We start from the raw sequence: 16,121 nt of genomic DNA, 5'->3' as shown, positions 1-16,121 counted from the left end.
ATATTTAACGTACTAAATACAACAATCTATACGAAATCAGTCTAAATTAATACAAATGGAAGTTTTTGGAATTGTGGGTTGGGATATAAAACTTCTATTATAAACTACGTTTCCTCAAAAATATCATGTTTGTAATGAGGTAAGATACTATGTTTCCAGCTAAGGCAAAGAAAATCATCACCCAGAGCCCGCCTATACCATTATTAATATAGATTCCATCTGGATAAAAATATGAAAGTACTAAAAATGAAGACTGGGTAACACTACCTATTAAAAAAACAAAATATCCTAATAGTACTCGTTTTCTATTCACTGCCACGAGATGTTTCTTTCTGAATAAATACAATATAAAAAATAGCATCGAATTCATAAATATTAAAATAAATATGTAATTATAAAGTAACTCCATAACACACCTCTATACTTATAACTTTCTTTGTAATGTTATCACAGAATTGGAGAAATGCATTGTAGTAAATAATTGAAAGAGTCTACCATATGTTATAAGTTATATTTATTACTAAGGCAAATTAAAGGTAAATCAAAGTAATTATATTGATTGAGTATTTAAGTAGCTATGTGCATACATTTAATTCTCGAAAATTTACAAGTGTTCCTCAAAATTATTCTTTAACTATTAAGGAACCAATAAAAAATTTTATCGTTACTCAATTATAATTTAGATGAAAAGCCTAATCTTTCATAACATATTTTGAAGGATCTGGCTTTTTCATTTTGTGTTCTGTTATATATCTTATCTAAATAAATGTTCTTAAAATCCATGTCTTTAATACGCTAAATCATGGAACTAGGAATAATAATCTAGTAGTATAATTATGGGCATATTAAATGAAGGAGTTTGTTATGGCGATAAAGTGGGTTGAAATTACAGAGGAGAATTTTACAGAATTTGAGAGGGTTTTGGAGCTATATAATCAAGTATTTCCTATTGAAGTGAGAGAACCACAGTATATTTTTTACAGAAGTTTACAATATGCTAAGGAAAGAAGACCGAACAATTATCACTTCTTAGTTGGGATGAAAGAAAATCAACTTGTTTCATTTGCAACAGGACACTATTTTGCAGGCGTAAATTCAGGGTTCATTGTATATATTGTAACTAACCCTCTTATTCAAAGTAAGGGACTAGGTTGATTCGCTAACTTATGAAACAAAAATACATACTTTGATATCTCAATAAAAATATTAAAGTAAGTGTTTTATTGAAAGCAAAATAATTTACAAAGATTAAATTTCCGATTATAATTCAACTATTCAATTAATCTATTGAATAGTTGAAAGGAGATTATTCATGCTTAATGAACGTAATTTAAAAGACATGTTATATCAAGAGTATGCAAGGATAGGGAAAAGTTTATCAAGCCCTAAACGATTGGAAATTCTTGACCTGTTATCTCATGGCCCTAAGTCTGTGGATGCTTTAGCAAAGTGTACAACAATGTCTGTTGCAAATGTATCTCAGCACTTGAAAACTCTGTATAATTCAAAGCTAGTTAAGTTTAAGAAGGAAGGAAACTTCGTTATTTATGAACTAGCTGATGAAGTAATTTCGAATTTTTTAAATTCATTACATGCATTATCAGAGAAGCAATATATGCAAGTACAACAAATTAAAGAAGAGTTTTTAAATAATCAACTTGATATAGAAGGAATAACTCTTTTAGAGCTTAAAGACCGAATGGACAAAGGTGAGGTTTTACTGTTGGATGTAAGACCGAAGGAAGAGTATGAAAAGGCTCATATCCCAGGAGCAGTTTCTTGTCCTATCGAAGAATTGGAAGCTAAACTTGCATCTTTGCCTGCCAATAGTAATGTAGTTGCTTATTGCAGGGGACCTTATTGCTTAATGTCGGCAAAAGCAGTAGAAATCCTTAAGGCAAAAGGTATTAATGCATTTCGATTGGAAGATGGTGTTAGAGAATGGGATCAATTTGTTTAATAATGAAATAAACGCTCCTTTTGGACAAAAGAAACTAAGAAAGCATCGATAGATTCTATATGTGCTAATGTTCCAATAATTCAAGGCATAAAGAAATACCTTTCTTATGGGTGGAGTTGCTGAAAATAAACAAATATCTTCATGTGTACAATCTCTTAAATAGTACATTTGTTAGAAGGATCAAAGTGGGATGGCATTATCAATTTAATGACTAAATACAAGAAGGTGATAATGGGTGTTAAGTAAAGAACAAGATTCGATTGAGAGTTATATAAATTCACCAGAAAAACTTAAAAAATTATATAAACGAGTGTTGTTTGTTGTGAGTCTATCACAAATATTTGGAGGAGCAGGTCTTGCGGCGGGGATTACGGTAGGTGCTCTTTTGGCCCAACAAATGCTCGGAACGGATGCTTATGCTGGAGTTCCTTCAGCTCTAATAACTATAGGTTCAGCAGGAGCAGCTTTAATCGTAGGGAGACTCTCTCAGCGATATGGGCGTCGTACAGGTCTATCGACAGGTTTTATTGTAGGTGGACTCGGATCAATTGGAGTGGTGATTGCTGCCCTAATGAATAATGTTATTCTTTTATTTGCTTGCCTCCTAATTTATGGGGCAGGTACTGCAACAAATTTACAAGCCCGTTATGCAGGGACGGATTTAGCAAACAAAAAACAACGAGCTACTGCAATCAGTACTACAATGGTTATGACAACGTTCGGAGCTGTTGCTGGTCCGAATTTAGTAGAAATAATGGGTGAATTTGCTCTTTTCATTGGTGTTCCAGCTCTTTCAGGTCCTTTTATTTTATCCGCTGCAGCATTCATCTTAGCAGGTCTTGTACTATTTATTATGTTACGTCCTGATCCATTAGAAATTGCAAAAAGGATAGCAGCTTATAAACAAGAAAATGCGCAAGCAAATAATTCGTATTCTCCTAATAAAACTAATAATAAAAGAGGTCTTGCAGTCGGTGCAACGGTTATGGTTCTAACTCAAATTGTAATGATAGCAATTATGACCATGACACCAGTGCATATGAAACATAATGGTCATGGCTTAGCTGCAATCGGCATTGTTATTGGATTTCATATAGGGTCAATGTATTTACCATCACTTATTACAGGGGTACTTGTTGATAAAGTTGGTCGAACAGCAATGAGTATAGCTTCGGGAATTACATTGTTATTCGCTGGCTTATTAGCAGCATTCGCGCCAAGTGATTCAATGATTCTATTAGTTATAGCCCTTTCCTTACTTGGTTTGGGATGGAACTTTGGTTTAATTAGTGGTACTGCTCAAATAGTTGATTCTACTGAGCCATCCACTCGTGCAAAAACACAAGGGACACTTGATGTTTTTATTGCATTAGCAGGAGCTTCTGGCGGTGCTCTTTCGGGTGTGGTAGTGGCTAATACAAGCTTTGTTACATTATCATTGGGTGGAGGATTACTTTCCTTGCTTCTAATACCTGCTGTCATTTGGTCTCGTAGAGGTAAAGTATTAACAAACTCAATAAATCAAAAATCTGTATAAATCGCTAATCTTATTTATTAAATATGTGGTAATAGTAGCGACAAATGAAAAATTAAAGGTACAATTTTTTGTGCTGATACTCATGAATCAAATTTTATCAGTAATTTTATGCAGCTATTTGTCTGTGTAAAGATGTTTTTGGTTTAGCTGGTAATAAAGATAATCATCTTATAGTTTTAAAGGTGTTTATCAAGCATTGTCCAAATTCTTTGTTTATCTTAACTGTAATGAATGCTTTAAGTATAATTAGAAGTATTACTGATGGTGCGTTCGATATTTAATTGAACTAAAATGGATAAATAAACCATTGTAAGTCCTGAAGTTGAAACGATAGATGTCGAAATATACACTTCAGCTTTTACTTTCTGTGACTTGAAAGTGACGGTTTTGTGGTGGAAAATGCATACAACTTGTTCTGCTGGTAATTTTCAAGATAAGCAACTAAATGATATGTAAATAATGATGATTGCACGAGGAAATTAAGGAGAGAAGTGTTGGTTTTTATTCGAACACTTCTCTTATTTTTGTATGACTAATAAGGCAATAAGGCTAAAGTAGGAAGGATAATAGCTATAGCAAGCATTTTTAACATAGAGGGCGAAAAGAGAGAAGTCCCCTAATTTTGTTTAGAATTAATGAATAGTGAGTCATTTCCTTAACCTGTATATATGCTACCTAATATAGATTAACGAAATGATTGATCGACCTCAAAGAAAAATTTGGTGCACTTTTGAAGAAGAGATATATTCTTTAAATAGTTTCTTACACAATATTAATAGTGTAAGTTTTCGGTAAACCGATTTCGGTTACTTTATATAGAAAGATTGGTGATATGGAGAGAAAAAAAGGAAATATTAGTAAAGGAGAATATGGTATAATTGTAAAAGTTTAAAAATTCATTCAATAAAATAAGGGATGACTACTAAGTGAGATATTCAAACAAACTCCAATGTTATTATTATCTCTCAACATAAACGGAGAAGCGCTAATATTAACAAAGACTGATTAACGTTTCTCCTAATTTGAAAGGGGAATTTCTTTTGAATAATGTTAATGTAAGACTTGAACAATTAAATTCGGAAAACTGGTATGAGTGCTGTCGCTTAGAAGTATCAAAGGAACAAGAAAAATATATGGAACCAAATGCAATTTCTATAGCTCAATCAAAGTTTGAACCTACATTAAAACCTTACGGGATCTATTTCGAAGATAAATTAGTAGGTTTCTTAATGTATAATTCTGTAAAAGAAGAACTTGACGGTTATTGGATTTACAGAATAATGATTGATAAGAATTTTCAAGGCAAGGGTATAGGTAAGGAAGCAACTAAGTTAATGATATTAGAGATGGTGAAATTATTGGATGCAAAAAAAATTATTGTAGGTTATAATCCAGAAAATTCGGGAGCTCATCATTTGTATGCAAATTTGGGATTTGTTGATAATGGCGATAGATTTGGAAAAGAGATGGCTGTTATTAAAAATATAACAGATTAAAAGATACTAAAAGGAATAGAACATAGGTTTGTAGCAAATAAGGGTTTTTGATTGATCTAACTCAGAAGCAGAATTTATGCCTATATAAAATTGATGAACTTTATAGTGAGTTACATAAATTTAGTTATATTTTAATTTTTCCATAATATTATTGTATACATGATAATATGTTCGTTTTGGAGGAGTGAAAAAACATGCCAGAGTTAAAAGTTAAGGATGTAAAAGTTCATTATCAAGTATACGGAACTGGAAAACCTATTATTATGATTCATGGCTTTTCTCCAGATATGAGGTTAATGACAGGATGCATGGAACCAGTATTTTTAAAAAGAGAGGGTTACAAAAGAATATATATAGATCTTCCAGGAATGGGGAAAACAAAAGAATATGATGGAGTCAAAAATTCTGATGATATGTTAGATATAGTCATTGAATTTATAGATAATATAATACCAAATGAGTCTTTTTTAGTTGTGGGAGAATCATATGGTGGCTATTTAGCTAAGGGAATTATTCATAAAAGGAAGAAAAAAGTGGACGGAGCTGCATTTATTTGTCCAGTGATTATTCCTGAAGTGAGTGAAAGAACTCTCCCTGATCACTCCATAGTTTATAAAGATAATGAATTTTTAGAGCAACTAGATAAGGATGAAAGAGAAGGTTTTGATTCAGTGTCAGTCATACAGGATGAATATAATTTTAATAGATTTAAAAATGAAATATTAACTGGGTGTAAAATAGCGGATGGACAATTTTTAGCCAAGATAAAGCAACAATATAGTTTTACTTTTGATGCAGGTCAAGATTTGTATGAACTGCCAAGCGTATTTCTTCTTGGAAGGCAAGATTCGATGGTTGGGTTTAAAGATGCACTCGATTTAATTGATAAATTTCCAAGAGCTACTTTTGCAATTTTAGATAAAGCAGGACATAACTTACAAATTGAACAAAAGGCGGTTTTTGATACACATATAATGGATTGGTTAGCTAGAGTAACAGAGAAAAAGTAACAAAGAGGTGTATCTAGTAACTCTTATAATAATATGCTGATCTGCCTCTGCAATTGAAAGGCACCTTTTGGATCGAATGTTGAATTAGCAAGAATTCCATTAAAGGTTGGTAAGTGAAAGAAGGGTTATCACGTAAGACATAACAAATTGAATGGTGGATAATACACGTGGATATATTAATTGAAAAATTAGATGTGACAGATGCGGAAAATTTGTATAAGTTTGAACTACAAAACAGAAATTTTTTCGAAGAAATGGTGCCGGGCAGAGGTGACGACTACTATAAGCCTGATGTATTTAATAGAAGGCATGAAACTTTACTTGAAGAACAAGCTCGAGGGTGTTCATATTTCTACTTAATTAAATCTACAGATCGTTCTATTGTTGGAAGAATAAACCTAGTTGATATTGATAAATCACAAAAAATTGGTCATCTAGGATATAGAGTAGGTCAACGATATACTGGGAAAGGTGTAGCTAAAAAAGCACTACAATTACTATTAGAAACGTTAACAGACCGAGATATAACACAAGTTAAGGCGAAAACAACAACCAATAACATAGCATCTCAAAAAGTTTTAGAGATAAATGGATTTGAGCATACAGAATCCTATGATGAAGAATTTGAAATGAATGGTCAGAAGTTAAAATTTGTTTATTATACATGGACGAATAAAGCTTTATTTTGCTAAACTGAGCCCTTGAAATCACAATACGAGTAAAATATACAGTATTTAGTATGTATTGCCCTCAGGAGATCAAGTAGAATGGATAGCTGATAAGAAGGTTCTCGACCGACTCGTTTCAAAGTGGTAGGGTAGTTTAGAGGTATTTCGACTTTTAATTCCTTCTCTATAATTTGTCAGCTACATTTTGTATATAATGAGTTTTAAGAATATATCCACTTTCTGAAAATGTTTAATGTATTATTAAATCTAAGAAAAAGGTTTAAACCTTTTTCTTTTTAGTATGATCAAGTTTAGTAATATCATATTATTCGGTGTTTCTTTCTCAACAGTTTGTCAAGTAAAGGCTACAAATAAGAAAGTCTGAGGTATTATTTTTTATCTACTAATTGATTTGTTTTCAATTCCAAATAATGTGTTTAAGACACTTGGACAATGATTTGTGTATAATTATGATATAAATAAGTTAGAAGAGAAAAATTCGAATACTATTACTCTAGTCTAAAGAAAAGGTTGGTTTAATTATGTTATGGGAGAATCATTAAAACATTTCATTGATAGCCGTGTAGGAATCTCTAAATCGAAGAGGTTATGGATGGCTATAATTCTAGGAACATTAGCAGGGTTTGGACCGTTATCGATTGATATGTATTTGCCAGCACTTCCTGATATAGCAAAAGACTTTAACGTAAGCCCATCACTAGTTCAACTTAGTCTGACTTTTTTCTTACTTGGTTTAGCATTTGGTCAGCTTTTAGCTGGACCAATTAGTGATGTGCGAGGGCGACGTTTACCATTATTAATTGGCTTAATGACCTATTTTGTTGTTTCCCTTTTATGTGTTTTCAGTCCTTCTATCTGGACATTAATTGTTTTGCGCTTTATTCAAGGGTTGGCAGGTTCAGCGGGTATTGTTATATCAAGGGCGGTTGTTCGGGATTTGTATTCGGGCACAGAACTTACTAAGTTCTATGCATTGCTTGCATTAATCAATGGTATTGCTCCTATTATGGCTCCAGTATTAGGAGCACAGTTATTAAAAATAGTCCCATGGCAAGGTGTATTTATTTTATTAAGTATTATAGGTTTAGTGATGTTTTTTGTCGTCCTATTAGGTTTACCGGAAACCCTTCATGACGATAAGCGGTCAGTTGGGGGAATGAAAAATACCTTTACTACTTTCCGAAATCTTATTTTGGACCGAACCTTCATAGGATTTGCATTAGCTCAAGGGTTTGTCTTCGCTGCTATGTTTGCTTATATATCTGGTTCTCCCTTTGTGGTGCAGAATATTTATGGAGAATCACCACAAATGTTCAGTCTCATCTTTGCAATCAATGGATTAGGTATCATGATTGCTAGTCAGACCACAGGGAAGTTGGCAGGACGAATACATGAGTCAAAGCTTTTTCTTTTTGGATTAGCTACTTCACTATTTGGGGGAATATTATTATTTGTGTTGATTCTCCTACATGCTAAGTTAATTTTCCTGCTAATCCCACTATTTTTTGTCGTATCAAGTGTCGGGATTGTAAGTACATCTGGATTTTCACTAGCTATGCAAAAACAAGGAAAGAATGCAGGAAGTGCAGCAGCCCTATTAGGGGTCATGTCATTAGCTTTAGGTGCATTTGTAGCACCATTAGTTGGGGTAGGAGGGGAACACACAGCTATACCAATGGGAATGGTTATCGTAGGTGCAGGTGCAAGCGCGGCACTTTCCTATTTATTTCTAGTCCCTCGAGGGGAAAGGTAATTATACGCTGATCATCCAATAAAGGGTGTTAGTAAAAGGTGCCTTTGGTGAAAGGAATGTAAATCATGGAGAGATATTTATTTCTTTTTGGAATTATTGTACTAGGATTTAGTGGTATATATTTTGTAATGAACTTTATTGTTGAATACGATGGTGGTGTTCTCATAATGTCAGTGTTAGGAATGTTAAATGCAAGCATTGCAATTGGAGTTTCTGAGATTCTAAGTAAAATAAAGAACATTAAACATTAGGTATGCATAAGAAGGTACTAAAGGCTATTTGGACTACCTTAAGAATAGTTACTGAAGTTTTACGAGATTCTCTACAGAGTGCTTACATTGGATATTTTTTGAAACAGAAGTAGTTAAGTTAATAGTAGAATATAGATATAACAAGCAGAAGCTATACCGTATTCAAGTAGGAGTTATTCCCCATAATATTAGTTCAATTATAGAATTGGAAAAATCTGGTTTTCATAAAGAGGGTATAGCTAAAAATGTAAAGATAAATGGGGTTTGGAAAGATCACCAACAGTTGCCATTATCAACTCAAATGATTAAATAGATCAAGAAGTATTTAAATGAAACATAATAGAAAGTAGGATGAATAAGAGCATGCCATTATTTGACATGCTCTAGTCCTATGTATAACTAAGGCTGAATACAAGGACCATTCGGACCAGCACAAATTGGTGGATTATGGTCAGCACTTGCAACAGATAAACCAGATCCAATTATAGTTAAAGTTAATGCTGTACATACTAACACTTTTTTAATTTTCATACCCTATAACACCTCCTGTTAATAATTACCTAAATTACATATTCTTCATAAAAATTGTAAATCCTTCTAGAATTTTGTATATTTTTCGGAAAAATTAAATTATTTTTATAGAACTCATTGATTATTGAGGTTACCATGCCTGTTCTTTTTTTGTTCGGATTAGAGAAGAAAAGGGTGCCACGAACTCTAGTTGTAAATTCACATCAAACTTCGCCAATATGGGGAACTATCGTATAATTCGAATTCAATAGCAAATTCTAATTTGGAGCCTTAATCTTAATAATGAAAAACTTCCTAAACCAATAGTGATAATATGGTTCTTATATTTCGTAATACTTGTAAGTAGTAATTGTCAATTTGTGATTATTCAAAAAATATAATCGTAAGAACAACTCTGACAAGTATATGTCAGAGTTCATTTGTTATGATCTATGTTAGTTAATCAATCCTTTCGAATTAACAAATTAGTCTTTTCGGGAAGTAATAGTCACCCGGTATTTAAAATGAAATTAATTGTATAAAATAATTCATTGCTGTCCTAAATTAGTTTCAATAAGTGCCACAAACGTTAGCTACAATTAAATCAAACACAGTCTAGGTAAATAACATTTATACTAATTTCTTATATATCATCATTATATTAAAGCACTTATAATTGAAAAACAGGGTGGAGAGGCTATGATTTCAGAATGAGTAAAGGTTGATTTTTCTAATTGTAAATCGTTAGTTAAACAGGGACAGGTAGAGGCTTGACTGATGCAATATATTTTATATACGACTATAGTCATGCTGAAACAAAAGGTGGAAATAGATAAAAACCTTTTGTGGGAGGATGGGAAAATATTGATATAATTTTAAAAATTATTGTTAAGATTAATGCTTAGACCTTTGACAACACCAAAATAGATTAGGGGATATAATAATGAATATTAATGAAAAAACATATCTAAGTATAGAAGAGATTATTTCATTACCAACCATATCAGGTACTAACTTAAGTGATGATGGTAAAAACGTAGCATTTGTCAAGAAGACAACTAACTGGAAGGACAATAATTATAGGAATCATATATGGATATATGAAAAAGATAAGGGGCAGTGTTATCCATTAACAACTAGTGATATAGATAGTACATCCCCATTGTGGTCTCCAAATTCTAGATATATCGCATACCTTAGCCTCGTAGGTGAAGGGGATAATAAGAAAAACCAGATATTTGTTAAGTCAATAGATGGTAATAGTGAATTTCAAATAACTGATGAGAAAGAAGGGGTTAATAAATTCAAATGGGAGCCTACTGGCAAGGGTTTTTATTATGTTGCACATTCAGAAGAATGTGAATCTATCAAGAAACGTAAGGAACTATATGGAGATTTCCAACATATAGGTAAGGAATACCAGAATAATTGTTTATATTACATTGAAATAGAAAAAGAGATTCAAAATGATAAAGATGAACTCAACAATAGTGTTGTTTATCAACTAACTGATGGTAAGGATTTTCATATCCATGAGTTTGATATTTCAAATGATGGGAAAAAGGCAGTTTTAATGACTACACCAAGCCCAAATTTGGGAGATTTTATAGATGGAGATCTATATATACTAGATATTAAACCTAGAGAGCTACAAAAGATGAATATAGATAAGTTATTGAGAGGGAGTATTTGCTTTTCTCCTGATGGCAGCAAAATTTGTTACTCAGCAAGCATAAGAGAGAAGGATTACTATAAGACCCACATACAAGATAGTACAATAGAGATATATGATATTAATACTGGGGAGCTAATTCAACCTTTAACAGATAATGATAGTACTGTTATTCCATTACGGTGGACAGCTAAAGGAATTTTAATTAGATGGCAAGATAGAACTAATTATCTTATTGGGTTGTTATCTGACAATGGCACTGTGGAAATGTTAAGCGAAAAAGTAGATAGTTTTATAATGGAAGCTTCTATAACAAGAGATGGAAATCATATATCATATAATAAGGCTATTACAAATGAAAACTTTGAAATTTATTTAGACAATAAAAAAATAACGAATGAAAATAGCTTTTTCAAAGGAAAGCTTAAAAGTAACAGGGAAGTAATCTCATGGCGAAGTAGTGATGGTCTGGAGATAGAGGGAGTTTTATCAACCCCAGTAGAGTTTGACGCAAATAAAAAATATCCCTTGTTAGTGGTAATCCATGGAGGTCCGGCTTGGGCATCATTTCCAATATTTTCAGACTGTTTTAATGAGAAATATCCTATTGAACAGTTTATCGAAAAAGGTTTTATAGTTTTAGAACCGAACTACAGGGGAAGTTCTGGTTATGGTAATGAATTCTTAAAAGCAAACTATAGAAAATTGGGAATTGGTGACTACGAAGATGTTATATCTGGGGTGGATACACTTATTGACAAAGGGATTGTAGATAAAGATAAAGTAGGAGTTATGGGATGGAGCAACGGGGGATATATATCAGCTTTCTGTTCCACATTTAGTAGTAGATTTAAAGCTAATCAGTTGGAGGTGGAATTACGAACTGGAATACTCAATATGTAAATACAGATATACCTTATTTTTGTAGGATGTATTTAGGAAGTAATCCATGGAATGATCCAGAGATTTATATTAAAGCATCACCAATGACATATACTAAATCAGCCTGTACTCCCACTTTGATCCAACATGGTGAAATGGATGAAAGAGTTCCAACACCAAATGCATATGAACTATATCAAGGGCTAAGGGAGATGGAAGTTGATACAGAGTTAATTATATTTAAAGGAATGGCATATAGTTCTGACCAGCCTGGAATTCACATGGCTATTATGAAGCAAAATTTGATGTGGTTTTCCCACTATATTCTAGGTGAAAGTATGAAAGATTTTAGGCTTTTATGATTAATAAATAGCTATCCTCACAGATAAACATATAGATGAAACAGCCTTCATAAGAAGGCTGTTTTTTAAGGTTCTATACGTAAACTGTTTGAAAATACAACTTACCGTGTGAAAAGGGTGTTTTATTGTAAAAAGTAGTAGTAAAGTGATGATGGCTTAAGCTATTGATTTACACAAGAATGTTTGGTATAGTTTTCTTATTATGGAAAGGAGTGAGAGTGAACAATGACTAATTTAATGAGGATAACCTTGGGAATTAAATGTATTGCCTCTCACTCATGCGGATTTAGAAATTAAGCCTCCATGAAAAGGGCATGGTGTAAGTATGTTTTCGATAAAGAACGTAATGTGAGTCACAAGGTTAATTTATATAACCCTGTGGCTTTTTATTTTTGAATGATAAATTCTTATAATTTAATTTCCTGTTATTCCTCACAAAAGTTAGTCTAATAATTTATATTAGAATCGTTGTATGTGGACGTATTGTGAATATAAGATTGGACGAAAAGAATACCAAGATTTTTGTGTAGGAGTTGATATAATGCTTACTTTACAAAAAGAATAGCCAAAGGAAGAGAATATATTACATAGCTTAATGTAGTTTTACATATATGAGTTTAGTAAATATATTTCTACTATAATCTTAAAACAAGATGGTACTTATATACCTTTTAATTTAGCGAAGTATTGGGCTAATCGTAACTTCCATGCTTACTGTTTAAAATTAGAAGATAGCATTTTGAAGATGGAAAATACATTCAAGAATTTAATACGAGTGGCGAATTCAAGACTTCTAATCTAGTCTAGAAAAATTATAGGACTGATTTGTCGATAAATTTTTTGATGAAATAATATTAGGAAAGAAGGAATTTTAATGATTCATGAAGCAGGTGTCAATGTAAGAGAAAAGTTGTTTCCTATGTTTAAAGATATGGATAGTACCATGGTTCTTTCATGTCTTCAAGGTCATATGGGAACTGTTTGGGTTGATGACCTTGAGAACCCAACTACTGCACAAATTATGGTCGGTATTTTTGTATACTATGCGGGTAACCCATATTCAAAGGGAGCTGAGGAGTTACTTCACAACCTTCCTGAACATATATATGTGATCGTAAATAATGATGAATGGAAAAATCGTATAGAGACTGTTCATAAAGGAGTTTTGAACAAATTTCAACGATATAAATTCAACAAAAATCCTGAAGATCTAAATCGGAGTCACATACATGGTTTTATATCAAAATTACCAGAAGGATATAGATTACAAAAAATAAATTCAACATTGGCAAAAGAACCATCCCTGCATGAAATTTCAGAGGATTTTACAAGTCAGTTTGATTCGATAGATGATTTTATTAATAGAGGTGTAGGATATGCACTTTTATATAATGGACAAGTTGTATGTGGGGCATCATCATATAGTATTTACGATCATGGAATTGAAATTGAAGTTGCTACACATCCTTTGCATAGAAGAAAAGGCTTAGCATCAATAGCAGCATCTGCATTGATTTTAGATTGTCTTGACAACGGGGTGTATCCTAGTTGGGATGCAGCTAACATTGAATCAGTTAATTTAGCACAAAAACTTGGTTACATTTTGAAAGAGTCATATGATACGTATTATATTAATTATAAAAAATAAGCTTGTAGATCTCACTATGTAATTGTAAAACAAACAGTCTACATATTAGGCTGAATATAATCCTATATAATAAAAAGGCGCATTTCTGTAGTAAAACAGAAATGCGCTTTTTTTACCAAGAGAAATGTTAACTGTTCACTTGTGTAATAGCTATTCATATTAATTAACAATAAAGATAATTAGCATGGAAATTTAGTTAGAGTAATTATGATATTAAAGTACATAAAGGCTAGGTCAATTGAGTTTGGCTATAGTTACAAATATTATAAGGCTACATTAGTTAATATAATAGATCAAGAAGTTTAAAACGGCTTTATTATTTGGAGGGTTATTGTACTATTAATTGTGTGTAGTTCCTGATATATCCATCAAAATAATTTTGAAAAACGTCATTCTCTCCATAGTAAATTCTTGAAAAATCGAGTGTGAATTCTTTGAAGGAAAAAGAATCAGAAGAGTTTATTTTATGGTTAGATCCACATAATTATTGTTTTAACACATAAGGAAAATAAAGTAGAATTAAGAAGTTAAACCACAGCCTTTATGAATCAACAACACCCATTCGAATCACCTAATATTAATAACGATAAAATAGATCATGTCATACATAAGTAAGCGGTTTTACCGACTAAATGATGAAAAAGAGAGTAAAAATAATACAACCCCAAAATAAATAATTTTGGGGTTACTTAAACGTTTGCGGAGAAACGTATCTAGTATATGTTCTTTTTAAAAGTAAAAGTACCTCATATTTTGAATGTCCTTATTATATATACTATCTACAAGCATGTAAAGCTTCATTTTAATGCTTAATTAAGTAATTTTTTTCATTATTTTCACTATACAGGTACTTTGCTGATTTTATTATAAACATCCATAGGAGGTTGCTACTAGCTAAAGGTTCTAGACTTTATATATAATATATCCACATCATGGAAATGAAAAAATCTAATAAGCTTGAAGGGAGAGTCGTCGATATCTAATAAATGCCGTAGATTTTAGAACCATAAAACAATTAGTGATTTAATTTGGTGTTACTTTTATGTATTTACAAAGTTAACTAAATAATAGGAGGAAGTTAACAATATGAAAAAATATTACATTGAATTGCCGTACATTGCTGTTTTAAAGGTTGAAGTTAACGCAGAATCAGAGGAAGAAGCACTTGAGAAATTAGCTGAGGCGGATAAAGTGAATATTTTCAGAGGCAAAATTGATGATATTTCTTTTATTGATGAAGATTGGAATTATCATGAACAAGTCACACAAAGAAACATGTCAAATTCAACCCAGTATAATATGTTTATTGAAGAAGTAGAAAAAGGTGATGATGATAAGTTAGTCTGAAAAGAATGTAACATATGGGAACTTACTACCTTTAATGCAAAAGGGAACTATTTCTGTTGAGAAAAGACTAGCAGAAGTTGTTCCTTAGATGACTGACACATCAAGGAACAATTATTAAGTCGGAGACAGTGGTTGGAATAAGCTTAAGAAATGACGTAGGTACTCCATTAAACCTGCTCTATTGATAATAAACTTGAAAAGCTCTTATCGTAAACTTTGGTGCTTTTTTTTACTTGAATTTGAGTCACTAATATGTGTATAGTATGATTTTTTATAGTCTTTAGAGAAGAAAAGATACCCTGAAAGCTAGTTCTATACGTGTTTATTTTTTGTACGAAAAACAACATTCTATACGTAAACAGCCACTTGAAAAGTGTCCTTTTTTATCATTTGTGGCATAATTAGTTTTATATATTATCTAGAAATTTGTATAGAAAAAAGTTTTATGTAGAATGGAGGTATTGTGAATGAAAAGTACTCTTTGGTTTGTAAATGATCTGAGAACCTTATGCAAAGCCTAGTGTCTGAAGGCGATACTTTGCATAAGGTGATATATCAAATCGTCTTAGTTAGAGGATGCCATTTCTGACATGGTTGGTTTTGCACCTTATCATATTTGATAAATAAGGGGCGGCAGAAATGAGTAAATCTACAATAAGAGAAAAAATTCCTAAGGAACTACTTAGAGAGCTTCAAAAATATGTACAAGGTGAAACGATATATGTTCCAAAATCCAAAAAAAATTATCAGAAATGGGGAGCATGTTCTGGTGGAAGAAAGGCAATTAATGATAGGAACAGTTTACTTAAAAGTGAATTTAACAATGGGAAGTCCATTGATCAATTAGCAGATGAATTTTTTCTTTCACAAGCAACTATCAAAAAAATAGTATATTCAAATAAATAGTAATGACAGCACTGATTGTATTTTATATAAATACGATCAGTGTTTTTTTATGGTGACAATACTGCTAGATCGTTTTTGGTATATATATCACCACTTTA

Annotated in this window: 12 protein-coding genes and 1 pseudogene; 12 read left to right on the top strand and 1 reads right to left on the bottom strand. The window is 31.9% G+C overall.

Annotated features, from left to right (window positions below; all coding sequences use genetic code 11):
- Positions 1-864 precede the first annotated feature (864 nt).
- The 8 genes from SLH52_RS05965 (at position 865) to SLH52_RS05930 (ending at position 8,696) form a co-directional block, all read left to right on the top strand.
- Positions 865-1,155, top strand: a complete 291-nt coding sequence (locus SLH52_RS05965) for a GNAT family N-acetyltransferase (RefSeq protein ID WP_320208362.1) — start codon at positions 865-867, stop codon at positions 1,153-1,155.
- Positions 1,156-1,312: 157 nt separating this feature from the next.
- A complete protein-coding gene (locus SLH52_RS05960; RefSeq protein ID WP_320208361.1) occupies positions 1,313-1,960 on the top strand; it encodes a metalloregulator ArsR/SmtB family transcription factor in 648 nt (215 codons plus the stop codon).
- A gap of 235 nt (positions 1,961-2,195) precedes the next feature.
- Positions 2,196-3,497: an MFS transporter gene (locus SLH52_RS05955; RefSeq protein ID WP_320208360.1), complete on the top strand. Its 1,302-nt coding sequence runs from the start codon at positions 2,196-2,198 to the stop codon at positions 3,495-3,497.
- 1,040 nt (positions 3,498-4,537) lie between these two features.
- On the top strand, positions 4,538-4,993 hold the full coding sequence (locus SLH52_RS05950; protein WP_320208359.1) for a GNAT family N-acetyltransferase: 456 nt from the start codon (positions 4,538-4,540) through the stop codon (positions 4,991-4,993).
- A gap of 194 nt (positions 4,994-5,187) precedes the next feature.
- On the top strand, positions 5,188-6,003 hold the full coding sequence (locus SLH52_RS05945) for an alpha/beta hydrolase (RefSeq protein ID WP_320208358.1): 816 nt from the start codon (positions 5,188-5,190) through the stop codon (positions 6,001-6,003).
- A 167-nt stretch (positions 6,004-6,170) separates the two neighbouring features.
- Positions 6,171-6,695 carry a GNAT family N-acetyltransferase gene (locus tag SLH52_RS05940; RefSeq protein WP_320208357.1) on the top strand — a complete coding sequence of 175 codons (525 nt, stop codon included), beginning with the start codon at positions 6,171-6,173 and terminating at the stop codon, positions 6,693-6,695.
- Between the two features lie 523 nt (positions 6,696-7,218).
- Complete coding sequence (locus tag SLH52_RS05935; protein ID WP_320208356.1) at positions 7,219-8,445, top strand: multidrug effflux MFS transporter; 1,227 nt, start codon at positions 7,219-7,221, stop codon at positions 8,443-8,445.
- 65 nt (positions 8,446-8,510) lie between these two features.
- A complete protein-coding gene (locus tag SLH52_RS05930; protein ID WP_320208355.1) occupies positions 8,511-8,696 on the top strand; it encodes a hypothetical protein in 186 nt (61 codons plus the stop codon).
- 399 nt (positions 8,697-9,095) lie between these two features.
- Here SLH52_RS05930 and SLH52_RS05925 read toward each other — a convergent pair whose 3' ends face one another.
- Entirely contained in the window at positions 9,096-9,227 is a 132-nt protein-coding gene (locus tag SLH52_RS05925; RefSeq protein WP_320208354.1) for a hypothetical protein, read from the bottom strand.
- Positions 9,228-10,149: 922 nt separating this feature from the next.
- Here SLH52_RS05925 and SLH52_RS05920 point away from each other — a divergent pair.
- From SLH52_RS05920 to SLH52_RS05905, 4 genes and pseudogenes are all read left to right on the top strand, one after another.
- A pseudogene (locus tag SLH52_RS05920) lies at positions 10,150-12,122 on the top strand (S9 family peptidase).
- Between the two features lie 874 nt (positions 12,123-12,996).
- Positions 12,997-13,770, top strand: a complete 774-nt coding sequence (locus SLH52_RS05915; RefSeq protein WP_320208353.1) for a GNAT family N-acetyltransferase — start codon at positions 12,997-12,999, stop codon at positions 13,768-13,770.
- Between the two features lie 1,086 nt (positions 13,771-14,856).
- On the top strand, positions 14,857-15,117 hold the full coding sequence (locus tag SLH52_RS05910) for a hypothetical protein (RefSeq protein WP_320208352.1): 261 nt from the start codon (positions 14,857-14,859) through the stop codon (positions 15,115-15,117).
- Between the two features lie 639 nt (positions 15,118-15,756).
- Positions 15,757-16,023, top strand: a complete 267-nt coding sequence (locus tag SLH52_RS05905; protein ID WP_320208351.1) for a CD3324 family protein — start codon at positions 15,757-15,759, stop codon at positions 16,021-16,023.
- Positions 16,024-16,121 lie beyond the last annotated feature (98 nt).

Source organism: Cytobacillus sp. IB215665, assembly GCF_033963835.1.
GTDB lineage: Bacteria > Bacillota > Bacilli > Bacillales > SM2101 > Nanhaiella.
This window is presented reverse-complemented; position numbering and strand designations above follow the sequence as displayed.

Excerpts from the sequence above, each read along its gene's own strand:
- SLH52_RS05925 (WP_320208354.1), bottom strand. The coding sequence starts at position 9,227 with ATGAAAATTAAAAAAGTGTTAGTATGTACAGCATTAACTTTAACTATA.
- SLH52_RS05935 (WP_320208356.1), top strand. The coding sequence starts at position 7,219 with ATGGGAGAATCATTAAAACATTTCATTGATAGCCGTGTAGGAATCTCT.
- SLH52_RS05945 (WP_320208358.1), top strand. The coding sequence starts at position 5,188 with ATGCCAGAGTTAAAAGTTAAGGATGTAAAAGTTCATTATCAAGTATAC.
- SLH52_RS05905 (WP_320208351.1), top strand. The coding sequence starts at position 15,757 with ATGAGTAAATCTACAATAAGAGAAAAAATTCCTAAGGAACTACTTAGA.
- SLH52_RS05915 (WP_320208353.1), top strand. The coding sequence starts at position 12,997 with ATGATTCATGAAGCAGGTGTCAATGTAAGAGAAAAGTTGTTTCCTATG.
- SLH52_RS05910 (WP_320208352.1), top strand. The coding sequence starts at position 14,857 with ATGAAAAAATATTACATTGAATTGCCGTACATTGCTGTTTTAAAGGTT.
- SLH52_RS05965 (WP_320208362.1), top strand. The coding sequence starts at position 865 with ATGGCGATAAAGTGGGTTGAAATTACAGAGGAGAATTTTACAGAATTT.
- SLH52_RS05930 (WP_320208355.1), top strand. The coding sequence starts at position 8,511 with ATGGAGAGATATTTATTTCTTTTTGGAATTATTGTACTAGGATTTAGT.
- SLH52_RS05960 (WP_320208361.1), top strand. The coding sequence starts at position 1,313 with ATGCTTAATGAACGTAATTTAAAAGACATGTTATATCAAGAGTATGCA.